General features: G+C 70.9%; 19 protein-coding genes. 13 read left to right on the forward strand and 6 right to left on the reverse strand.

What is annotated here, in order from left to right; translation table 11 throughout:
* Window positions 1-68 precede the first annotated feature (68 nt).
* Both AB0I18_RS46145 and AB0I18_RS46150 read right to left on the reverse strand, forming a co-directional pair.
* On the reverse strand, window positions 69-875 hold the full coding sequence (locus AB0I18_RS46145; RefSeq protein ID WP_363111815.1) for an SDR family oxidoreductase: 807 nt from the start codon (window positions 873-875) through the stop codon (window positions 69-71).
* A 106-nt stretch (window positions 876-981) separates the two neighbouring features.
* Window positions 982-1,626, reverse strand: coding sequence for a DUF6629 family protein (locus AB0I18_RS46150; RefSeq protein WP_363111831.1), 645 nt, complete (start codon window positions 1,624-1,626; stop codon window positions 982-984).
* Window positions 1,627-1,879: 253 nt separating this feature from the next.
* Between AB0I18_RS46150 and AB0I18_RS46155 the strand changes: the two genes are divergently transcribed.
* Window positions 1,880-2,236, forward strand: coding sequence for an NADH-quinone oxidoreductase subunit A (locus AB0I18_RS46155; RefSeq protein WP_363111816.1), 357 nt, complete (start codon window positions 1,880-1,882; stop codon window positions 2,234-2,236).
* Here the strand turns inward: AB0I18_RS46155 and AB0I18_RS46160 are convergent.
* Window positions 2,200-2,694, reverse strand: coding sequence for a hypothetical protein (locus AB0I18_RS46160; protein ID WP_363111817.1), 495 nt, complete (start codon window positions 2,692-2,694; stop codon window positions 2,200-2,202). The two genes, AB0I18_RS46155 and AB0I18_RS46160, sit on opposite strands and share 37 nt — an antisense overlap.
* 234 nt (window positions 2,695-2,928) lie before the next feature.
* On the opposite strand from AB0I18_RS46160, the gene AB0I18_RS46165 reads away from it, so the two are divergent.
* From AB0I18_RS46165 to AB0I18_RS46200, 8 genes are all read left to right on the forward strand, one after another.
* Window positions 2,929-3,783 carry a hypothetical protein gene (locus AB0I18_RS46165; RefSeq protein ID WP_363111818.1) on the forward strand — a complete coding sequence of 285 codons (855 nt, stop codon included), beginning with the start codon at window positions 2,929-2,931 and terminating at the stop codon, window positions 3,781-3,783.
* Window positions 3,776-4,720 carry an NADH-quinone oxidoreductase subunit H gene (locus tag AB0I18_RS46170; RefSeq protein WP_363111819.1) on the forward strand — a complete coding sequence of 315 codons (945 nt, stop codon included), beginning with the start codon at window positions 3,776-3,778 and terminating at the stop codon, window positions 4,718-4,720. Before AB0I18_RS46165 ends, AB0I18_RS46170 begins: the two co-directional genes overlap by 8 nt.
* Window positions 4,721-4,758: 38 nt before the next feature.
* On the forward strand, window positions 4,759-5,319 hold the full coding sequence (locus AB0I18_RS46175) for an NADH-quinone oxidoreductase subunit J (RefSeq protein ID WP_363111820.1): 561 nt from the start codon (window positions 4,759-4,761) through the stop codon (window positions 5,317-5,319).
* Window positions 5,316-5,621: an NADH-quinone oxidoreductase subunit K gene (locus AB0I18_RS46180; protein WP_363111821.1), complete on the forward strand. Its 306-nt coding sequence runs from the start codon at window positions 5,316-5,318 to the stop codon at window positions 5,619-5,621. Before AB0I18_RS46175 ends, AB0I18_RS46180 begins: the two co-directional genes overlap by 4 nt.
* A complete protein-coding gene (locus AB0I18_RS46185) occupies window positions 5,618-7,465 on the forward strand; it encodes a proton-conducting transporter membrane subunit (protein ID WP_363111822.1) in 1,848 nt (615 codons plus the stop codon). The genes AB0I18_RS46180 and AB0I18_RS46185 overlap by 4 nt, the downstream gene beginning before the upstream one ends.
* Before the next feature lie 5 nt (window positions 7,466-7,470).
* Complete coding sequence (locus AB0I18_RS46190) at window positions 7,471-8,976, forward strand: NADH-quinone oxidoreductase subunit M (RefSeq protein WP_363111832.1); 1,506 nt, start codon at window positions 7,471-7,473, stop codon at window positions 8,974-8,976.
* Window positions 8,973-10,391, forward strand: a complete 1,419-nt coding sequence (locus AB0I18_RS46195; RefSeq protein ID WP_363111823.1) for an NADH-quinone oxidoreductase subunit N — start codon at window positions 8,973-8,975, stop codon at window positions 10,389-10,391. Before AB0I18_RS46190 ends, AB0I18_RS46195 begins: the two co-directional genes overlap by 4 nt.
* 107 nt (window positions 10,392-10,498) lie before the next feature.
* Window positions 10,499-11,593 carry a serine hydrolase domain-containing protein gene (locus tag AB0I18_RS46200; protein ID WP_363111824.1) on the forward strand — a complete coding sequence of 365 codons (1,095 nt, stop codon included), beginning with the start codon at window positions 10,499-10,501 and terminating at the stop codon, window positions 11,591-11,593.
* A gap of 49 nt (window positions 11,594-11,642) precedes the next feature.
* Here AB0I18_RS46200 and AB0I18_RS46205 read toward each other — a convergent pair whose 3' ends face one another.
* Together AB0I18_RS46205 and AB0I18_RS46210 are read right to left on the reverse strand one after the other, a co-directional pair.
* Window positions 11,643-12,530: an endonuclease/exonuclease/phosphatase family protein gene (locus AB0I18_RS46205; protein WP_363111825.1), complete on the reverse strand. Its 888-nt coding sequence runs from the start codon at window positions 12,528-12,530 to the stop codon at window positions 11,643-11,645.
* Window positions 12,531-12,635: 105 nt separating this feature from the next.
* Window positions 12,636-14,204: a phospholipid carrier-dependent glycosyltransferase gene (locus tag AB0I18_RS46210; RefSeq protein WP_363111833.1), complete on the reverse strand. Its 1,569-nt coding sequence runs from the start codon at window positions 14,202-14,204 to the stop codon at window positions 12,636-12,638.
* Between the two features lie 366 nt (window positions 14,205-14,570).
* Here AB0I18_RS46210 and AB0I18_RS46215 point away from each other — a divergent pair, with 366 nt between their 5' ends.
* Entirely contained in the window at window positions 14,571-15,365 is a 795-nt protein-coding gene (locus AB0I18_RS46215) for an NPP1 family protein (protein WP_363111826.1), read from the forward strand.
* Window positions 15,366-15,383: 18 nt separating this feature from the next.
* Here AB0I18_RS46215 and AB0I18_RS46220 read toward each other — a convergent pair whose 3' ends face one another.
* On the reverse strand, window positions 15,384-16,268 hold the full coding sequence (locus tag AB0I18_RS46220; RefSeq protein WP_363111827.1) for an alpha/beta hydrolase: 885 nt from the start codon (window positions 16,266-16,268) through the stop codon (window positions 15,384-15,386).
* A 342-nt stretch (window positions 16,269-16,610) separates the two neighbouring features.
* Here AB0I18_RS46220 and AB0I18_RS46225 point away from each other — a divergent pair, with 342 nt between their 5' ends.
* From AB0I18_RS46225 to AB0I18_RS46235, 3 genes are all read left to right on the forward strand, one after another.
* Window positions 16,611-18,476 carry an AMP-dependent synthetase/ligase gene (locus AB0I18_RS46225; protein WP_363111828.1) on the forward strand — a complete coding sequence of 622 codons (1,866 nt, stop codon included), beginning with the start codon at window positions 16,611-16,613 and terminating at the stop codon, window positions 18,474-18,476.
* Window positions 18,477-18,518: 42 nt separating this feature from the next.
* Entirely contained in the window at window positions 18,519-19,109 is a 591-nt protein-coding gene (locus tag AB0I18_RS46230) for a hypothetical protein (RefSeq protein ID WP_363111829.1), read from the forward strand.
* 180 nt (window positions 19,110-19,289) lie between these two features.
* On the forward strand, window positions 19,290-22,313 hold the full coding sequence (locus AB0I18_RS46235; protein ID WP_363111830.1) for a glycosyl hydrolase: 3,024 nt from the start codon (window positions 19,290-19,292) through the stop codon (window positions 22,311-22,313).
* Window positions 22,314-22,447: the final 134 nt, after the last annotated feature.

Consider the following 22,447-nt stretch of genomic DNA (forward strand, 5'->3'; position numbering starts at 1 on the left):
CTTTTGGGGGGGGGTTTGTGTGGGGCCCGGGGGGCCGGCACCCGAGCCGGCCCGCGGTCCCGGAAGCGTCAACCCGCCTTGGCCTGCGCCGAGATACCGCCGTCCACCGGCATCGCGGTGCCCGTGACGAACGAGGACCGCCCACTGCACAGCCAGGCCGCCGCCTCGGCGATCTCCCGGGGCGATGCCATGCGCTTCTGGATCTGCGGGGCGATGAAATCCTGTTCCAGCCGCGGGAACTGCTGCACCACCCCGTCGATCATCTCGCTGCGCGTCGTGCCGACCACAAGCGCGTTGACGCGGATGCCGTGCTGTCCGTACTCGGCCGCCGCCGCCCGGGTGATCCCCAGGATGGCGTGCTTGGCCGCGACATACGGGACGGACGCGCCGGTCGCGTAACGGCCCGCCGTACTACTGGTGTTGACGATGGAACCGCCCTTGCCCGACGCCAGCATCACGGGCAGCTGGTGCTTCATGCAGTTCCACACACCCCGGACGTTCACGTCCATCGTCCGGTCGTAGGTCTCGTCGTCCGTCTCGTGCAGGTACGTCTCGATGGTGGCGTAACCCGCGTTGTTGAAGGCGGAGTCGAGGCCGCCGAAGTCCTTCACCGCCGCCTCGACGACGCGGCGGACGTCTGCGGTGACAGCGACATCGCCCGGAACGGCGAGCGCCCGCCCGCCGTCGGCGGTGATCTCGTCGGCGAGCGTACGCAACTGCTCCGCGCGGCGTGCCATGAGGACGACCGCGGCGCCCTCCTCGGCGAACAGACGGGCCGCGGCCTCACCGATACCGCTGGACGCTCCCGTAATCATGACTACTTGGCCCGCGAGCAGGCCCTGGTGGCTCCCCTGTGTGCTCTCGTGTCCGGTCATCGGGCGAGCATATGCAACAAAAGGGCTGTTGTCGGCGAGATCAACGGGCATGACTTCAGGGCGCGTTGGGAGCCATCGGCGACGGTCGTTCACGGCACCACGTTCGTCACTGCCCGACCGTCAGGCGTGGCACGCCCGGCGACACCGGCTGACGGCGCACCCAGCCGTACAGGACCACCGAGCACACCGCCGCGAACGCACACCAGGTCGAGACGAACTCCAGTTGCCACAGCGCCCAGCAGGTCGCCGCGCCGACGGCGGCCAGGACTCCGAACAGCACAAGCAGCCGGTCGCCGGCGAGGAGCAGCGAGCCGACGGTGGCCAGCAGGTAGCCCGCCACGAGCACTTCCGGCTGGGCCAGATCGAGGACATAGCCGACCGTGTGGCCACGGATCCCGGCCGTGACCGAATGCGTGGCGAGGTTGTACGAGAGTGCTGTCGCGGTGGCGAGACCGGTGGCCAGCGGAACCATCAGCCGGCGCCGGGCGTGCCGCGGTACCGCGCACAGCACACCCACCGGCAGCCACACCGCCAGCAGCGGAAGGGCCATCACCGCCCAGGCCACGGTCGCGGGTCCCGTACCGCCGCCGGCGTTCCAGACCACGGACTCGACCACCTGGTGAGCCCCGAGCAGCAGTGGCAACGCGGCCAGCGGAAGATCGCCGCGTCTGCGCACCCGCGCCACACAGGCCACTCCGACGGCGGCGATGCCGCCGCCCGCCACGAGATCGGCCGTCGCGCTCCAACACATCACGCCACCAGAGGTTCCGTTGTCGGTCATCACGTGGTCCGGCCCATGCCGTCACCACGCTACGGTCCGGCCCACCGACACATCCGCCGACACGTCGCTGTCACGTCGCTGAAACGACCGTCGCCACCGCATCGGCAGAAGGTTCACCACCGAGTGCCTCAAGTCGGGACGCCTATACCTCCCATGGGTATGCTGTGGGCCGTGCTGCCCGGCGTGGCAGCCACCCGAGGGCGATGATCGAGAAGGGGACGGCGTGCAGACATCCGACTGGCAACCGGTAGTGGTCCTTCTTGTGCTGGTCGTCGCGGCCGCCGTGCTGCTCCATGCTCTCGCCATCGCGCTGAGGACGGTCCGCGAGCCACTGCACACCGGCCCGTTCAGCGGAGGTCTCGAACCTCAGGAGCATCCCCTCTCCCGGTTCCACGTCCGCTGGTATCCCGTCACGATGGTCTTCCTCGCCTTCGACATGGAGATGCTGTTCATGTATCCGTGGACGAAGGTCGTCTCGGCCGTCGGCACGAGCGCGGTCGTCGAGATGTTCCTCTTCCTGGGTGTGCTGCTGGCCGGGGTCGGCTACGCCTGGCGGGAGGGGGCGTTCCGGTGGAGTTGAGGCGCGGGCTCCTGCGAACGGCCGTGTCCCGGCCCGGAGTTCTGCTGGCGGTGTGGCCCGGCGGCACGCGGGAACGGCTCGCCGTGGAGGCGGAGTTGGTACGCCGCGGATGGCGGTGTGCGAGCGTTCCCGCGCAGGCGGACCTGCTGGTCGTTCTGGGCGACCACGGGACCGAGGACAGTCCGTGGGTCGCGAATCTGTGGCACGGCATTCCGGCACCCAAAGCCCGTGTTCGGGTCACGGGTCCGGAGCAGGTCGCCGACGCGCTCGACCGGGGACTGGCCGATCTGGAGCGAGGAGAGGTTCGAGGACCGGCCGAGCACGAAGGGCCCCATAAGCAGGGCGGCGGCGCCGCGCCGCATGCGGATCACGGAGTGCACGGCGAAGCCGCTCCCGACGGCCACGACCCGCACGAGCATCACGGCGATCCAGACAGCCGTGGTGGTCACGTGGATCACGGCAGCCAGGCTGAACACGCAGGGCGTAGCGGACACGCAGGGCACGAGGATCACGGCGGGCCCGGCGAAGCCCCTTCCAACGATCATGAGCCGCAAGAGCATCACTCGGGCTCAGAAGGCCACGGTGGTCACGGAGACCACGACAGTCATGCCGGACACGAAGTGCACGATGGACACGACGCGCACGAAACGCCCCCGGCCCACGAGGGCCACGGTGACCATGCCGGGCACGACATGAACGGCACGCACGACATGCACGGCGACCATCACGGTCACGCCGGGCACGACATGGGCGTCGTGGACGGGCTGCCCATGGCCGATCGGGCCGACGACCGGGACGGGCTGCGGCTCGACCGGCTGCACGTGCCGCTGGGGCCCGCGCTCGCCGACTGGCCGGCCGGGCTGATCCTGCGCCTGACCCTGCAGGGCGACATGGTCCAGGAGGTCACCGTCGAACCGGTGGCCGCTCCCCCGTCTCCGCGACCGCCCTTCTGGGACGAGCTGTGGCTCCGGGCCGCCGCGGGCGAGCGGGTTACCCGGGGTGCGGCGGCGAGACGCCTGTGTGCGGCGCACCTCGACAGTCTGGGCAGGTTCTTCGCCGTAACCGGGTGGGACGACATGGCCGCGCGAGCCCGGCACGTACGTGATCGATGCCTGGCCGGGGCCGGTGCCGCCGAACTCACTTCTCTGGTACGCCCCTTGGTCCGCCGGGCCGGGCGTTCGAGGACGCTGCGCTGGCTGACGGCTGGGCTCGGGCCGCTACCCGCCGAGCACGCGCGGCATTCCGGGGTGACAGGGCCGGCCCTCGCCGCCGACAGCGACGCACACGGCCGCATGCTCGCGTGGCTAGACGCGGTGGCACGAAGTGCGTCGGCCTGCGACGACACCGAGGCTCTGGACACGGCCCAGGCGGTCGGGCCACGCGGCAGGGTCGACGGACCGGTACCCGCGTCGCGGGCGTTGCTGGACGTCCTGCCCGGCCTGCTGGCGGGTGCCGAGTTCGCCTGCGCGCGGATCATCGTCGCGAGCCTGGACCCGGACCTCGACACGCTCACACACATGCCGGCGGAAAGGATGGTCCATGGTTGAGCGCGCCCCGCTGTGGGCGGTCTTCGCGTTGCCCGCTCTGCTGGTGGCGGTGGCTCTGGTGACGGCCGGGTTCGACGCCGTACTCGCGGCCGGGGCCCGGCGCGGGCGGACCGGATCGCTGCGCGAGGCGGCCGTCCGTGCGACGGATCCCGGGCGCGAGGTGCTGCGGCAGCTGGTGCGGCAGCCGCGGCGGACCCGGGCGTCCGATGTGCCGCTGGCGCGGATCGGGGCGGCGCTGCTCCCCGTCGCCGCGATACTGGCCGCCGTCGTGCTGCCACTGGGCTTCCGGTCGGTGAGCGATCTACCGGACGGGATCGTCTGGTTCAACGCCATGGAGGCACTGGCCTGGGCGGCGGTATGGCTGGCGGGCTGGGGGCCGAACTCGACCCTGTCGCTCATCGGCGGCTACCGCTTCCTGGCGCAGGGGCTGGCGTACGAGCTGCCGCACATGCTCGCGATCACCACCGCCGCGCTCGGCGCGGAGTCGCTGCGGGTGGGCGAAGTCGTGGACGCCCAGGCGGGGTTGTGGTTCGCGGTCTGGATGCCGGCCGCCTTCGGGATCTATCTGCTGAGCGCCATGGCGATGGCGTTCTGGGGCCCGTTCGACCAGCCCGTAGGCCAGGACCTGGCGGGTGGCGCGGCCGCCGAACTGTCGGGCGCCGACCGCGTGCTCTTCCTCGGCGGTCGCTGGCTGCTCCTGGTCGTGGCCGCGGCGTTCAGCGTGCCGCTCTTCCTGGGCGGCGGGCACGGGCCGCTGCTGCCCGGCTGGGCCTGGACCGTACTCAAGACGACCGCCGTGCTGGCCTTCCTGGTCTGGGTCCGGCGCAGGGTTCCGACGCTGCGGATGGAGCGCTATCTGGAGCTGGCCTGGGTCGTGCTGACCCCGCTGGCCATCGTGCAGGCGCTGGTGGTGGCCGTGGTGGTGCTGAACCGGTGAGGGGTGAATCCGTGACGGGAGCGAGGTGTCGTACGTAAATGGATGTCGCGGTCTTCTGGGTCCTGGCCGTCCTTGCGGTCGTCAGCGGCGTGTGGGTGTTCCGCTTCGACTCCATGGCCAGGGCGACGTTCTCCCTGCTGACCTCGCTGCTGTGCGTGGGCGGGCTGGTCGTGCTGCTGGGGCTCGACTACCTGGGCATCGTCATCGTGCTGATGATGACGATCGAGATGGCCATCATGGCGGTCTTCATGGTGATGTACATGATGAACCCGGCCGGGCTCATGCCGATGTCGATGATCCACAACAAGAAGGGTGCGGCGGTCCTCTGCGGCCTCGCCTTCGTGCTCCTGGCGGCCGGAATCCTGCTCGCTCCCTGGCCCGCGCGGAAGGGGAAGACCCCCGCCGATCCGACCATGGAACTCGGCATGTCCCTCATGGGTCCGCAGATGCTCACCATGATGACGCTGGGCATGGCGCTGTTCGCGACGATCGTCGCGACCGTGGTGCTGGCCACGAGGCGCGGCCGGTACGACCGGCTCGGCGACGATCTGCGGGCCCGGCGCGCGGACGATCCCGTACGGGGCGGTGTCGGCCGGTGACTCTGGAACTGTTTCTGCTCCTGGCCGCCGCGCTCTTCTGCGTCGGGCTGTTCGGCGCGCTCACCCAGCAGTCGATCGTGATGCTGATGATGGGGCTCGAACTGATGCTGGGCGGGGTCATCCTGGCCGCCGCGGCCGCCTGGCACTACATCGCGCCGGCGGCGGCCGAGGGGCAGGTCCTGATCGTTCTCGCGGTCACGGCGATGGCGCTGGAGATGGCGATCGGATTCGCCGTCGTCACCGCGCTGTTCCGGTCACGGGAGGTCGACATGACCGACATGGCGGCGGAGTTGAAGGAGTGAGCGCCCTGATGTGGGCGCTGGTCGCCCTGCCGCTCACTGCCGGGGTGCTGCTTCTGGTGGTGGGGCGGCGGGCCGATCGTGCGGCTCCGGGCATCGCCCTCGTCGTCGCGGTCGCCGCCCTGGGTCTCGCCGTCGCCGCGGCCTTCCGCCATCCGTCCGCGCAGGCGCCGTTCCTCGACGGGCTGCCGCTGCGGTTCGCGGTCGACGGGCTCTCGGGGCTGCTGGCCGTCACCGTCACCGCGGTCACGCTCGCCGTACTCCTCTTCAGCGCGGCGGAGTTCGGGGCGGGCGAGGCGCGAGCGCGGTTCTTCGGGCTGATGCTGCTGTTCGCCGGGAGCATGCTCGTCACGGTGACCGCCACGACGCTTCCCGTCCTGCTGATGGGCTGGGAGGTCATGGGCGCCACCTCGTGGGCGCTGATCGGCTACTGGTGGCGGGATCCGGAGCGTACGAGCGCGGCCGACGCCGCGTTCCTCACCACCCGCACCGCGGACCTCGGTCTCTATCTGGCGGCGGGCGCCGCACTCGCGAGCGGCCACGACGCGACGCTCTCGCTCGACAGTCTGGCGCGCGCCGACGATCCGTGGCTGTCCTTCGTCACCGCGGGCCTGGTCGTCGCCGCCTTCGGCAAGTCCGCCCAACTGCCCTTCAGCTTCTGGCTGTCGAAGGCCATGCAGGGCCCGAGCCCGGTTTCCGCGCTGCTGCACTCGGCGACCATGGTCGTCGCCGGGGCGTATCTGCTGCTGCGGTCCGGGCCGCTCCTGGACGCCTCCGGCTGGGGCGACGACCTGGTCGCCTGGACCGGCGCGGCCACGGCCGTCTGCCTCGGGCTCGTCGCGGTGGCGCAGACCGACCTCAAGCAGCTGCTCGCCGCGTCGACGTGTGCGCAGATCGGCTTCATGGTGCTCGCGGCCGGTGCTCACGCCACCTCGGGCGGCACCCTGCAACTCATCGCCCACGCGGCGGCGAAGAGCCTGCTCTTCCTCGCCGCCGGAGCCTGGCTGACCGCGCTGGGCACACAGCGGCTCCCTGAGCTGCTCGGTGCCGCGCGCCATCACCGGGCGGCCGGGGTCGCGTTCACCGTGGCCGCGCTCTCCCTGGCCGGGCTGCCGCCGCTCTCGCTGTGGGCCGCCAAGGACGTCCTGCTCGCCGGAGCCCTGGAGAGCAGCCCCTGGCTGTACGCCGCCGGACTGGCCGCCGCCGTGCTGTCCGCGGTCTACAGCGCCAAGGCACTTTGGTACGTGTGGCGCCCCGCGGTGCCGCGCCCTGATGCCCGGCGCATCCCGGGCGGTGCCGTGGCGCCCCTGGTCCTGCTGGCTCTGGCGTGTGTCGCGCTGACGCCCCTGGCCTTCGCCGCGCCGCTCGACAGCGTCGCGCGGGTACTCGGCGTCTCCGGCGAATCCGCCCCCCACGCATGGGAGTTCGTGGCCTCGGGCGTCCTGGCTCTCCTCGCGGCGGCCATCGCCTGGACCTGGGGCACACGTCAACTGCCCCTGCCCCAGCGCGCGAAGACGGGGTTCCGTGACTGGCTGGGCCTTGAGCGCCTCGCCCACGTCCTCCTCGTCACACCCGTGATGCGGCTCGCCCACCTCGCCGCGGCCTTCGACGACCGAGGGCTGGACCGTGCCGTGGACGGTTCGGCCGCGGCCACCGTACGGTTCGCCCGCTGGACGGACGGTGTCGTGGAGCGGGCCGTGGACGGCGCCGTGGGCGCGGTCGCCGCCGGGTCCCGGGCTCTCGGACGCTGGTCTCGCCGACCGCAGACCGGCCAGTTGCACCAGTACCTCGCCCAGGCCGTCGCCGCCTTCACCGTCCTCGCCGTCGTGCTCGTCCTCGTGAGGTGACCCACTTGCTGACCGCCCTCGTCTTCGCGCCAACGGCCGTCGCGCTGCTCCTGTTCGCCCTGCCGCGCCGCACCTCGGCGACGGTGTTCCGGCTCGTCTGGGTGGCGGTGTCGGCCGTCGAACTCGCCCTGGTCATCGCCCTGTGGGCCGGGTACGAGTCCGACGGCGGGATGCAGTACGAGGTACGCGCCCGCTGGATTCCCGGCGCCGGCGTCAGCTACCACATCGGTGTCGACGGCCTGTCGCTGCCGCTGCTGGCGCTCACCTGTCTGCTGTTCCTCGCCTGTGCCGTGTACTCCCTGCGCGAGAACCGCCGCATCCGCGAGTTCGCCGCGCTGTTCCTCTTCCTGGAGACCACCTGCCTGGGCCTGTTCGCGTCCCTCGACCTGATTCTCTTCTTCGTCTTCTTCGACCTGTCCATCGTGGCCATGTACTTCGTCATCGCCGGCTGGGGCCACCGGCAGGCAGGCCGGGCGGCGTTGAAGTTCTTCCTCTACACGTTCATCGGGTCGCTCGCCCTGCTGCTCGGCTTCATCGGCCTGTACCTCGCGGCGGAGCCGCACACCTTCGACATGGTCGAGCTGACCGAGCAGAATCCGCTCGCGGGGCGTTCCGTCTACGGAGCCCTGGTGCTGCTGGCGATCGTCGTCGGGCTGGCGGTGAAGACCCCGACGGTGCCCTTCCACACCTGGCTGCCACCGGCGCACGTCGAGGCGCCCGCCGCCGGTTCGGCGATCCTGGCCGGGGTGCTGCTGAAGATGGGCACGTACGGATTCGTACGCATCGCCATGCCGATGCTCCCCGAGGCCTGGCGCCGCTACGCGATCGTCCTGGTCGTCATCGGCGTCGTCTCCGTCCTGCACGGCGCGCTGGTCGCCCTCGCGCAGACCGACTTCAAACGGATGGTCGCGTACACCTCCGTGAACCACATGGGCTACATCGTGCTGGCGATCGGCGCCGCCGCCGCGACGGCGGACACGTCCGAGCAGGCCCGCTCGCTCGCCGTCACCGGGGCGGTGACGCAGATGGTCAGCCACGGGCTGCTCACCGGCGCGCTGTTCCTGCTCGCGGGCGTGCTGTACGAACGCGGGCGCACCTACGACATGGGCGCCTACTCCGGACTCGCCGCCGTGGCACCCGCGTTCGCCGCCATGACGGGCGTCGCCGCCTTCGCCTCGCTCGGGCTGCCGGGCTTCTCCGGGTTCATCGCCGAGTTCCAGATCCTCACCGGCAGCCTCGGGCCGCGGCCGGTGGCCACGGCGCTCTCCGTGCTCGGCATCCTGCTCACCGCGGGGCTGTTCCTGCGGGCGCTGCGGCAGGTGTTCACGGGGCCGCTGCGGCTGCCCGACGCGCCCGGTACGCCGCGGGTGTTCCCCGAGATCCGGGCGCACGAGAGCGCCGCCGTCGTGCCGCTGCTCGTCCTGGCCGTGGTGCTGGGCGTGGCCCCCCGCTTCCTGCTCGACGTCATCGAGCCGGCCTCCCGCTCCGTCCTGGAGTTGCTCGCCCGATGAACGAGATGAACGAGAACCCGCTCGACCTCCTCCCCGAGGTGCTGCTGGCCGCCTCGGCCGTGCTGGGGCTGCTGCTCGGCTCCTGGCTGCCGCGCGCCCGGCAGTGGGCCGTGGGCCTGCTGGCGGCGGGCGCGTGCGTGGCGGGGATCGTCGCCGCGGCGGTGGCGGCCGCCGAGCCCGCCACGACCGCCTTCGGCGAGGCCTTCGCCGTCGACCCCGTGACCAGCACGTCCCGCATCGTCGTACTCGCCGGCACGCTCCTCGTCCTCGGCGTCTCCTTCCGTGCCCTGCGAGGGGACCCGAGGGAGAGCGAGTTCTACGTCCTGGTGCAACTGGCGGCCCTCGGCGCGCTGATGATGGCCGGCGCCCAGGACCTGCTGCTGCTCGCCGCCGCGTACCTGCTGGCGAGCATCCCCGCCTACACGCTCGCCGGATTCCGCAAGGACGGGCCGGGCACCGAGGCCGCCCTCAAGTTCTACGTGATCGGCGCCCTGCTCGGTGTCTTCCTCCTGACGGGCATCACCGTCCTGTACGCGGCCGGGCGCGGGACCATGTACCCGATGCTCGGGGACGCGCTGCGCGACGCACCCGAGCCGCTGATCGCCGTCGGCGCGATCGGGCTGCTGGCAGGCGTGCTCTTCAAGGCCGGTGGCGTGCCGGCGCACTTCTGGGTCCCCGACGCCGTCCAGGGCAGCAGTCCGCCGGTCGCCGCGCTGCTCACGACGCTGCCGAAGATCGGGGCGCTGGCCGCGCTGTTCCGCCTCGGGGACGCCGTCTTCGCGTCCAGTCCACTGCCGTGGCCCGCCCTGATCGCCGTACTCGCCGCCGCTTCCATGACGCTGGGCAATCTCGGCGCGTTCTTCCAGCAGGACGTCAAACGGCTGCTCGCCTACTCGACGATCAGTCAGGTCGGGTACCTGCTCATGCCGGTTGCCGTGGCCGGCCGCTCGGACCTCGCCCAGCAGGCGCTGCTGTACTACCTGGCGGCCTACACGGTCACCAACCTCGGCGCCTTCGCCGTCGTCTGCGCTCTGCCGCGGGCGCAGACACTGGACGACTACCGGGGGCTCGCCAGGGAGCGTCCGCTGCTGGCCGCGAGCCTCGCCGTCTGTCTGCTGGGTCTCGTCGGCACCCCGCCCACGGCCGTGTTCCTCGGCAAACTCGAGGTGTTCAGCGCGGCGTTCGACGGGGGCTTTGCCTGGCTCGCCGTGCTGGCCGCCGTCAACACCGTGGCATCCCTCTTCTACTACCTGCGCTGGATCGTGCCCGCGGTCTCCCGGAGCGGCGCCCCGCGCCCCGCCGAGGGCGACCGAGCGGCCCGCGTCGTCGCGTACGCCGCCACAGCGGTCTCCCTCGGCCTCGGTCTGGCCGGCGGCCCCGTCCTGGACGTACTGAGCGGGCCGATCACTCACTGACGCGGGCGCCTGTCTCCGCACGTACCGAACCATTGCCATGAGTACCCCCTGGGGGTATGTTCCGCAGCACGGAGCACCTCAAGGAACGGGCGAGGAGGACAGACAGGATGAAAGCCGAAGGGTTCGTCGCAGACGGTTTCGACGGGGTCCGCGAGGTCTTCCAGCGGTTGGTGGACGACGGCCGGGAGACCGGGGCGGGGCTGTCCGTCTGGCGGGACGGTCAGGAGGTCGTCCGGCTGAACGCGGGGTGGGCCGATGCCGAACGGCGCCGCCCCTGGCGCGACGACACACTCGTCCAGCCCTACTCGTTGTCCAAGGCGTTCGCCGCGCTCACGGCCCTGGTGGCCGTCCGCGACGGCGGGCCGGACCTGGACGAGCCGATCGCCAAGTACTGGAGCGGATACGGCATCCGGGGCAAGGAGCGCACCACGCTGCGGCAGGTGCTCTCCCATCAGGCGGGCCAGCCCCGCTTCCCCGCCGAGGCCGCGGGGCTGGACCTGCTGGACGACGCCGGGCTGCGGGAGAGCCTGGCGACCGCGGCGCCGGAGTACGAGCCCGGAACGTCGCTGGGCGAGCACGCGATGACCTACGGCCATCTGCTCGACGGCATCCTGCGGACGGGCGCCGGTACGTCACTGGGCGAGGTGTTCGACGACGTGGTGCGGCCGGAGTTGGGACTGGACGCCTGGTTCGGGGTGCCGGAGCACGCACTGCCCCGCGTCGCCGACCTGGAGTACGCACAGCCGGACTGGCCTCAACAGCTCCCGGCGGCACGGTGGTTGCAGACCCCCGCCGGCATCCTGGACGTGGACCGGATGAACTCCCGGGCCTGGCGGCAGACGGTCTTCGGCGCGGTCAACCTGCACGCGACCGCGACGACCGTCGCGCAGTTCTTCTCCCACCTCACCAGCGCGGACGGCCCCGTACGCAGGCTGCTGGGACCCGAGTTGCACACGGAGTTCCTCTCGCCCCAGGTCACCGGCCACGACGAGGTCTTCGACACCGAACTCACCTGGACCCTGGGGCTCCTGCGCGATCGCGGCAAGATCGCCAAAGGCGGGGCCGGCGGCTCGGCGGCCTGGTGGTCACTCAGGCACAACCACGCCTGCGCCTACCTGACACACCGGCTGGACGATCACTCCCGGGCCGCCGAGATCGCGGCCGCCCTGGGCGACGACCTGACGATAACGCCGGTGCGCTGAGGGGTCCTTCGAGCGGAAGGGTTCTTCGAGCGGATCCGCTGCCTCCCGGTCACCAAGAGAGCTTGCTGTAGTAGAAATTGTGGTCCGAGTTGCCGGTCCGGCGGATGCCGCTACCGTGCCACTGTGCGGGATCCCGCGTGCCCCACGCGAACAGGTAGTCGATCTTGCGTCCGTCGCCGTAGGTCGGGTGGGCGTACGGCGACTCGGTTTCGCGGGGGCCGCTCGCCTCGACGCCGCTGTCGTACATGCTGTCCAACTCCCCCGAGTCGGGCAGGGCGTTGAGGTCGCCGGCGAGGACGACCGGGCCGTGGGTGCCGAGCGGGTGGGTGCCGTCCGGTTTCCAGCCGTGGTGGATGAACTCGGTCTGGGCCGCGCGGTTCGCCGTGTCGCCGACGCTCAAGTGCGTGCTGCACGCGGTGACTTGCGGGCCTCGCCCGCCCGCGGCTCGGACGAGAGCGCAGATGATGCCGCGCTCGGCGCGCTGGTTGTCCGGGTTGGGCAGCAGTGCCGGCGGCAGGACCTTCGCGCCGCCGTGGAACAGGACGCTGTTCCCGAACGGCTGACCGTCGGCGCAGTTCGTGCCGGTGTCGACGAAGGCGCTGTTCATGCCCAGTTCCCGGGCGAATCGCTCCCCTTGAGCCTTGCAGACTTCCTGCAGGCCGATGAACAGCCAGCGGTCGCTGTCGCCGAAGGTGAGGCTCTTGACGGCGTCGGCTTCGTCCTTGATCCAGTCTCCGGCGTCGCCTCGGTGGCCGACGTTTCCGTAGATGTTGAAGGTGCCGACGTACTGGCCACCGGTGGCTCTGGGTACGGTGGCCGGCTCGGGCGCCTCGGGGGACTCGGGCGCGCTGCTCGTGGGGAGGGCCACCAGGACGCACATGACGGCCGGCACGATCATGCCGACCCTGCCCCGCCGCCTCGCATCACCCGTCGCCATGGCCTCGACGGTACCGCCGTGACTCCGGGGCGAGTTGGGCTCCTGCGGCGAATGTGACCGAGTCGCCCCACCGTGCCAAGCCGCGGCGGGGCCTCTGTCGTGGCGTCACCGCCGCATGTACACCGTGATCGAGTGGCCGACCTCGTCGACCGGCGTGCTGGTGTCGAGCAGCGCGGCCAGCCGGCCGTCGGCCTTGGCGGCGGAGGAGTCGGAGACGGCGAAGAGGCCGTGCACCTCGGCCAGCGGAGCTTTGAGGGGGTTGGACGCGTTGATGCCGTAGTAGGACGGCACACCGCTGCCCTTGTAGACGAGCCAGACCCGCTCGCCCGGGTGGTGCCGGCGCAGGTGGTCGGCCAGGCGGCCCAGGTCCTGGCCCCAGTCGACGTTCGAGTCGTGCAGCCGAAGGTGCGTCTTCGACGGGCCGCCGAACGCCTCGTTGGAGTACGGCAGGTAGTACGGGTACGTCCGCAGCGAGCTGACGGCCACGAAGCAGACGAGCGCCGCCGTCACGAGGTACGCCCACCTTCGACGGAGGACGATCACGCAGGCGGCGGCGACCGCCAGGAACATCGGCACGAAGAGGGCGTAGCGAACTCCGAGGTCACGAGCGCCGTTCATGGCCACGGCCAGCAGAAGGGCCGCGGGGACGAGCACGTACGGTGCCGCGGGCCGCAGCCGGCGGACCGTCAGGACCGTGACGGCGCCGGCGAGCCAGAGCGCGAGCATGCCGAGCGGTGTCTTCACCAGCAACGCGGCCGGCAGGTAGTACCAGAGCGATCCCTCATACAGCCGGCCGAACAGGAAGCCCTGCCAGATGTCGTACTCGAAGCCGAACTGGATGCGCATGCCGTCCCGGTACGGCTCCGGGAACGGCAGCCAGGCGGCGACGCGGCCGCGCAATCCGCGGATGTCCGGCACGTTCTCGGGCTGCGTCCAGCGCAGCCGCGGGTCGACGACGAGGTAGGTGGCCCACACCACGGCGACCGCCACCAGCGCCATGCCGACGGCCGCCGCCGCGCCCAGCGCGAGGATGCGCCCCCGCTCGCGGATGGTGAGGCCGGGCGTCCGACGGGCGTACCAGACCGACAGCACGCCCAGGAGCATCAGCACCGGAACCGCTGCCAGCACGCTCATCTTGGTGGCCAGGGCCGCGCCGAGCGCGATTCCGGCGAGCGGGAGGCAAAGGAGCGGGCGCCGCCTCGCTCGCCACAACAGCCATACGGAGGTGAGCAGGAAGCCGGCCGCCGGTACGTCGAGTGTGGCCAGGGACCCGTTCGCGATGACGTCCGGCGAGAACGCGTACACGGCGAGCGCCACCAGCCCGGCCGCCGATCCGGCGAGGTCGCGGGCGAACGTGAGGACGACAAGACCGAACAGCAGCGTCAGTACGATCACCGGCAGTCGCGCCCACAGCATCAGTCGCCCGGGGTCGTTGCCCGACTCGTACAGCAGATGCCGCCCCAGTGCCGACTGGCTGCCGACGAAGTCCGGGTCGAGGCGCGAGGCGTCGGTGAACACCAGCCCGGACGCGATGACGAGCTTGCCCAGGGGCGGGTGTTCGGGGTTGTAGCGGAGGTCCCGCTGCTGGAGGTAGACCTCGGCGGTGGCCACGTACACGGGCTCGTCGATGGTCGGGGTCTGCTCGACGGCCGCCGTGACCATGGCGAACGCCATCTCGGCGAGGAGCGCGACGACGGCCAGCGCGTACAGCGGCCGCCGATGCCTCTTGATTCCTACGAACCGGCCTTTGAGCCCTTCGATTCGGCCTTGACGTCCTCCGTCGGCCGTCGGTACGGACCGGGCTGGCGCAGTGTGCTCGGCACCGGCGAGCCGAACGGTCCACGGCGGCCTCATGCGACCTACCTTCCCACCAACCTCACCGCCCATGGCGCTCATTGGCGGCGCGGAGCCCAAGTGTTGGGCGCGCCGTAACCGTTGTGACGCCTGCGACCTCTTGGCGCGCCGGGGAAAAGCCGGGAAGCTGATCTGCACATGTCACACAGGGCGTTGGCCTGCGCAGGGCCGATGAGGAGGACACCAGTGAACGGCAGACCGGTATCGAAGCTCTTCGGATCACGGCGGTTCCGCCAGAGGTCGCTCGTCGGCCTCGCCGGCGCCGTCGCCTTGGTCCTCGCTTTCCCGGCCACCGCCTTGGCGGCCCCGCCCGGGGCTCTGCCCGCCAACGCCGAGGGACTGGACCAGACGTTCCAGCCGGCCTACGACTACGACACGGACGGCTGCTACTCCACGCCCGCCATCGGCCCGGACGGGACGGTCAACGGCGGCCTCAACCCGAGCGGGGCCGTCAACGGCCAATGCCGTGACGCGTCGGACCTCGACAACACCAACGGATACTCACGGTCCAAGTGCAACAACGGCTGGTGCGCGATCGTGTACGCCCTCTACTTCGAGAAGGACCAGGCCGTGGCCGGCAGCGGTCTCGGCGGGCACCGGCACGACTTCGAGCATGTCGTGGTCTGGGTACAGAACAACCAGGCCGAGTACGTCTCGACCTCCAACCACGGCTCGTTCACGGTCCACACCCGTTCGCAGATCCGCTTCGACGGGACACACCCGAAGATCGTTTACCACAAGGACGGGATCAGAACGCACACCTTCCGCGCGGCCGGCTCGGGCGACGAGCCGCCGGAGAACCACAAGGGGACCTGGCAGTACCCGCCGCTGGTCGGCTGGAACGGCTACCCCGCCGGTGTGCGCGACAAGCTCAGCGCCTACAACTTCGGCAGTGCCACGCTCGGCATCAAGGACAGCACGTTCAACTCGCACCTCGCCTCGGCCAAGCCCGCGGGAATCGCGTTCGACCCCAACGCCTGACGGCACGTCAACCATGCGTCAGGCGGAAGGCCCGTCCGGGTCGCTCCCCGACGTCGGCTGCCCGGGCCTGCCGGGAGAGCCGTCGTCGGGGAGCTCCGGCATGACCCGGAGGGCGAAGCGGACGACGTCCTGGACGACCCGTTCGGGCTCTTCCCAGTACAGAAGATGTCCGGCTCCCTCGTAGACGACGAAAGTCGCCTCGAAGATCGCGTCGAGGATCTGCTGCTGATCGGTGCGCGGCAGGACGGTGTCCGCGTCGCCCCAGAGCACGAGCGTGGGTACGAGGATTCCCCGCAAGGTCGCCGCCAGGTCCGTCTCCAGCAGGCCCCGCAGGGTCTCCCGCCATACCCGTGCGGGCGGCTTGAGGTTCTCCTCGGTCATCGTCGCGAGGAATCCGCGCCCCACCGACGGGGACGCCAGGGCGCCGAGCAGGTCCTCGACGAAGGAGCGCGGAACGGGGTCCTCGATGGCCTGGACGCTCTCCCACAGGGCCGTGCTGCCGGGTTTGCCGGCGAGTGTGGCCGGCACACCCATCAGGACGAGTCCGGCCACCCGGTCGGGGTGGCTGCCCGCGACCATCCGTGCGGCCACTCCGCCGCTCGACGCTCCGACCAGGACGGCGCGGTTGACCCCCACGGCGTCGAGGAACTCCACCAGGTCGTTCGCGAAGTCCTGCGGAAGGTAGCCGTCCGAGGGCCGCCCGGCATCGCCGTGGCCCCGCTGGGTGGGCGCGTATCCGTGCACCGCGGCGGGGAGCTGCCTCAGCAGCGGCTCGAACGTCCACCAGGAGTCCGCCAGGCCGTGCACGAAGACGACGGGGATGCCCTCCGGATAACCCGCCTCGGCATAGGGGAGGACGAGCCCTCCGTCCAGCCGGGCGGCCTTCACCGCGATGGTGCTCACGGCGGCCTCCTGACGTCGGTCGGCCCCCCTCGCACGCGGGCCCGCTGGAACGCGACGATCTCTCTCATCGTAATGACGGGTGCGGCGGACCGCCCGTCCACGGACAGGCCGAGGGCGCGCCGGCGCCTCCTCGGGCCGGGCTCGGCTGCCTGGGCAAGCGATCCGTTCCGTTCTGAAAGGCCATCAGGTCCATCCGATTGACGGTTCGTGACCCAGCCGTCACTCTCGTGGGCTAGATTCTCGAACGCCCTCGCATCCGGACATCATCGGAGGGGCGCTCTGAGAAGAATGCTGGAGCGGCGAATGCACCCGCTGGACACTTCCCGACCGGCTCCACCATTGATGCAGGGAGGACTCGCCGACACCCTCTTCGACACGGCGCTCCACGCCCCTGCCCTGCCACAGCTCGCGCGCCGTTCCGAGGGGTCCCCCACCAGCTGGTCACCTGTGACCGCGGTCGAGTTGCGGGACGAAGTGGCGGCCGTGGCCAGGGGGTTCATCGCCGCAGGGCTCTTCCCGGGCCACCGCGTGGCCGTGATGGCCCGCACCCGCTACGAGTGGACCGTGCTCAGCTACGCGCTCTGGACCGTGGGCGCCGAAATCGTGCCGATCTATCCGACGTCGTCGCACGAGCAGGTCGCGTGGATCCTCGCGGACGCCGGCTGCGTGGCCGTGGTGGTGGAGGACGAGCAGGCCATCATGACGGTCGGCTCCGTGTGCGCCTCGCTGCCGTTGCTGCGGCACGTCTGGCAGCTGGACGCCGGAGGCCTGGCGGACTTGGTCGAGTTGGGCCGGCCGGTGCCGCTGACCACCGTCGAGTCCATGCGCCGGATCGTGCTGCCCGACTCGACCGCGGTTGTCGCCTACACCTCCGGCACGACGGGCCGGCCCAGAGGATGCGCCCTGAGCCATCGCAACCTGGCGAGTTCCTGCGACACCCTCCTGGCAGGCTGGCGACACACCACGGCGCCGCCCGGCGAACAGCCGTCCGTGCTGGCCTTCCTGCCCTTCTCCCACGTGTACGGCCTCATGATCCAGGGGCTGTGCATGCGCGGTGGTCTGCTGATGGGCCACGAGCCCGACCTGCGCGCGGAGGCGCTCACCGAGGCCCTGCTGTCCTTTCGCCCCACCTTTCTCTACGCCGTCCCGTCCGTCTTCGAGAAGATCTTCAAGAACTTCCTGCGCAAGGCCCAGGAGTCGGGCCGCAGCGCCCTGTTCGAGCGTGCCGTGCGTACGGCGCAGGACTTCGCGATCGCCGTCGAGCGGCACCGGCTGGGCAACGGTTCGGGCCCCGGACTCGATCTGCGGATGCAACACGCCATCTACGAGAAGACGGTGTACCGAAAGCTCCGCGCGGCCCTGGGCGGAAAAGTGTGCGGCGCGGTGTCGGGCGGCTCTCCCCTGAACCGTGAACTCGCCCTCTTCTACTCGGGAATCGGAATTCTCGTCCACGACGGATACGGACTCACCGAGACGAGCGGCGGAATTACGGCACAGCCCGTGGGCCGGGAGAAGTTCGGCACCGTCGGACGCCCCCTGCCCGACACGGAAATCCACGTGGCCGACGACGGGGAGCTCCTGGTTCGGGGGCCATCGGTGTTCCAGGGCTACATCAACGACGAGGCAAGCAACCGGGCCGCTCTTCGGAACGGCTGGCTCGCCACCGGTGACATCGGCCGGCTCGACGCCGAGGGCTATCTGACCATCACCGGGCGCAAGAAGGACATCATCATCACGAGCAGCGGCAAGAGCGTGGCTCCCGCGGCTCTGGAGGAACTCCTGCGGATCCACCCGCTCATCCACCAGGCGGTCGTCGTGGGCGACAACCGGCCCTGTGTGGGGGCCCTGATCACCCTCGACTTCGAATTCCTCGCCCACTGGCGCGCCGCCCTGACCGTGCCGCGCGACGCACCGGACCGGGAGGTGCGCGAGGAGAACGCGCTGCGGGAGGAGATCAAACGCGCCGTCACCGCGGCCAACAGCACCGTGTCGCGCTCGGAGTCCATCCGTGTGCACCGGATACTCCCCGAGCCGTTCGACCTGGCCAACGGAATGCTCACCCCCTCGATGAAGCTCCGCCGGGACGCCATCTCACGACGCTACGCCGCCGAAATCGAGGCGATGTACCAGACGTCCTCAAGATCCTCGCGGAACTACACTCCTGTCGATCCTTACAACTGGGACGAGATGGACAACGTGTTCAGGTGAGCGGTTCGCGCGAAGCCTGACGTGGTGAGGCCGGAGACAGACATGGGACGAGTACGCGGTGGTCGGCTGTTGGCACGGGCCGGAGTGGCGGTGCTGCTGGGGGTCGCCACCGTGGCCTGCGGGCAGACCGACGCGGGGGCCGGGGAGGCCGACGCACCCCGCTCCGCCGGCCCCTCCCCCTCTCCCTCGCACGGTCGCTTCGAGGAGGAGATCGAGCTGGCCGACGGCCGCCGAGTGGGGATGTACTACGCCGCCGGACGCGGGCTCATGGAGCAGCACCAGAACTCGAAGAACGGCGCGTGGAGCAAGCCCCACCTGGTGTACGGGACCAAATCCAACGCCTGCCAAAGCCTCACGCTCAAGGCGTTTGGCGGCACGGTCGCGGCCATCGCGGACTGGGGCTACTACTGCGCGGACGGCGAGCCGCCGACGGAGTCGGTCGCCGCGGTCGGCACGCGGGATCTGTCGACGTGGGACGCCAAGCTCACCAAGAACTTCGACGGCTGGGAGAAGGTCGCCACCGTGGGCGACACCGAGCACCTGAGGTTCACCCGCTCGTCCACCGAGTGGTTGACGCGGCTCGCATGGAGCCGTGCGGACGGCTTCGCAGCGGTGGAGAACATCCGCCGCTGAGACGCGGCACGGCCTTGCGGAGCACGCGCGGCTTCGCCGACCGCCTCAGGAATTTGTGTCGTGCACGCTTCTTGACGCCTCTTGATCCAGAGACTTAGTTTCGCAGCGATTAAAACGATTCAAATGCCCAGGCCCTTCAGGGGTCTTCTTCGTGCTGCCCTCCGGGAGTGGACAAGAACCATGGACGACCTCACCACAGCTCACCGGACGGGTATCCCGCGCCGGACTCTGCTCGCGGCCACCGCGGCCGCCGGTACCGTCACCGCACTCGGCTGGGGAGCGCCCGGCCCGGCGGCGGCCGCCCCCTCCTCCGGTGCCGAACCCCTCACGGCCGCCTCCTTCGCGAAACCGCCCCGTGCGGTGCGGCCGAAGTTCCGCTGGTGGTGGCCCGACGGCCTGGTGCGGCCCGACGAGATCAGACGGGAGGTCGACCAGATCGCCGACGCGGGCTTCGGCGGCGCCGAGATAGCCGCCGTCCACCACAGCGTCACCGACAAATCGGTGCTGGACACCGCGCGCCACGGCTGGGGCAGCGCCGCCTGGATCGCCGGAGTCGAGGCCGCGCTGAGCCAGGCCGCCCGACGCGGTCTCACGATCGACCTCACCATCGGCCCGAGCTGGCCCGCGGCGGTACCCGGCATCACCCCCGACAGCGCGGCCGCCGTCAAGGAACTCGCTCACGGGTACGTCACGTTGGCCGCGGGGACCACCTACTCGGGAGCGGTCCCGGCCCCCGTCCACGAACCCGCGCCCGGCGTGACCGAACAGCGGATGCTCCTGGTCCAGGCCGCGCGGGTGAACACCGCGCACTCCACCCGCAAGGAGACCGGCCTCGACCTGGACTCGGTCCGCGACCTCACCGCCACCGTCACCGACGGCACGCTCAGCTGGACCGCGCCCGACGACGGCACCTGGGTCCTGATCGCGTACTGGGTACGCGGCTCCGGGCAGCTGCCGGAAGCCGGCCCGCACACCGTCCCGCCCGCCTATGTGGTCGACCACTTCAGTGCGGCCGGCACACGCGCGGTGACCGACTTCTGGGAAGCCCGCATCCTCACCCCCGCGATCCGCCGCCTGTTGAAGGTCTCCGGCGGTGCGCTCTTCGAAGACTCCATCGAGCTGGAGACCGACGGACTCCAGTGGACGCCGGGCCTGCCCGACGCGTTCCGCGACCACACCGGCCGCTCCCTGCTCCCCCTGCTGCCCGCCCTCGTCCTCGACAACAGCAACCAGGTCTTCGCCTTCGAAGCCGCCGTCACCCGGCAGATCCGGCACGACTTCTGGGAGACCGTCTCCACCCTCTTCAACAAGCACCACGTCACGGCACTGCGCACCTGGGCCCACTCGCTCGGCCTCCAACTACGCTCCCAGCCCTACGGGTTGCAGACCGACGCCATCGCCTCGGCGGCGATCCTGGACATCGCCGAGGGCGAGTCCCTGGGCTTCAAGAACCTCGACGACTACCGCTGTCTGGCCGGCGGCCGCGACATGGCCGGCCACACCGTCCTCTCCTGCGAGGCGGGCGCCTACCCGGGCGGCGCCTACAGCACCACCTGGCAGAGATTCCTGCGCACCATGGGCGGCGCCTACGCCGCCGGTGTCAACCAGACCGTCGTCCACGGCTTCTCCTACGCCGAGCTGCCAGGCGTCAACTGGCCGGGATACGCGGCCTTCACCCCGTACAAGGGCACCGCCGGCTACAGCGAGTCCTGGGGCCCGCGGCACCCGACCTGGAAGCATGTCGCGGACGTCTCCGGCTATCTCGGCCGGGTCCACCAGGTGTTGCAGGCCGGCCGGGCCAGAGCCGACGTGGCGGTCTTCCGGCAGACCGGCTACACCGCCACCGGCATCGGCGCCTCCTGGTTCACCGCCACGGGCATCACTCTGGGCTGGACCCACCAGTTCCTCAGCGGCCCGCTGCTCGACCTGCCCGCCGCCACCGTTCGCCGCGGCCGGCTCGCACCCGACGGCCCCGCCTACAAGGCCCTGTTCGTCGAGGGCGACTTCTTCTACGGCTCCACCGCGACCCTCGCACTGTCCGAGGCCCGCACCCTGCTCCGGCTCGCCCGGGCCGGACTGCCCGTCGTGCTGCTCGGGGCGTGGGAGTCCGTCGTACCGTCCGGCATTCCGGACAGCGGCGAGACCGACGAACTGCGGTCCGTGGTCGCGGAGTTGCTCGCCCAGCCACTGGTCCGCCGGGTCACCGACAAGACGGCCGTCCCCACCGCGCTCGCCGAACTCGGGGTGCGGCCCGACGTCCGCCACGCGACCGCCTCGACCCTCCTCAACGCCCATCGCGTGGCCGACGGTGTCGACTACTACTACCTGTGCAACGGCAAGCACGCCGAGACCGTCAAGCCGCCGGTCGCCGCCGTCGACCACGAGGTCACCCTGCGCCGCACCACTCCCGGCGCCGTGCCGTACCTGCTGGACCCGTGGACCGGCAGGGCCGAGCGCATCGCCCTGTACACCGAGGACGGCGACACCGTCACCGTGCGGATCTCCCTCCAGCCGGCCGAAACCGTCATCGTGGCGATCGGCCGGACCGGTCTCTTCGGCGACCGCCACGGCGGCCGTCCCTACGCGGTCAGCAGTGAGGCCGACGAGGTGCGTTTCACCGAGGCCGGCCTCGCCGTCCGCGCCACGGCCGCGGGCACCTACCGGACCGTGCTCTCCCAGGGACGCACGGCGCGTACGTCCCTCAAGGCCATCCCCGAGCCGATGGAACTCGCCTCCTGGGACCTGTACGTCCAGGACTGGCGGCCCGGCGTCACGGCCACCCGGACCACCGTCGTCGAACACGACCTCACCCTGGACACCCTGCTGCCCTGGTCCCAGATCCCCGAACTCGCCGACGTCTCGGGCATCGGCCGTTACCGCACCACGGTCACCCTCGGCAGGGCCTGGACCGGCGGCCACAGCGCCCGCCTGGAACTGGGCGCCGTGACCGACACCTGCCGGGTCACCGTCAACGGCCACCGCCTCGACCCCGTCGACCAGATCCATCCCGTGGTCGACCTCGGCGGGCTGCTCAAGCGAGGTTCCAACGTCATAGAGGTCGAGGTGGCCACCCCGCTCGCCAACCGGCTGCGGGTCAGCGACCCCGCGGTCTACGGCGGTCTGGCACGCCAGGCGTACGGGCTGCTCGGGCCGGTCCGTCTGGTGCCCTACGGGGAGGCACACGTACGCGACGCGCGTGCGTGAGTCGCCACGGCGTCGCGTCGGCCCCGGGCGCGGGCCCGGCCCGCGGTTCGTCCGTGGTCGACATCTTCCGCTTCGACAAGAAGGGCATGATCGCCGAGCACTGGGACGTGGTCCAGGACGTACCGGAGACCACC

This window comes from Streptomyces sp. NPDC050704 (genome assembly GCF_040654355.1).
GTDB lineage: Bacteria > Actinomycetota > Actinomycetes > Streptomycetales > Streptomycetaceae > Streptomyces.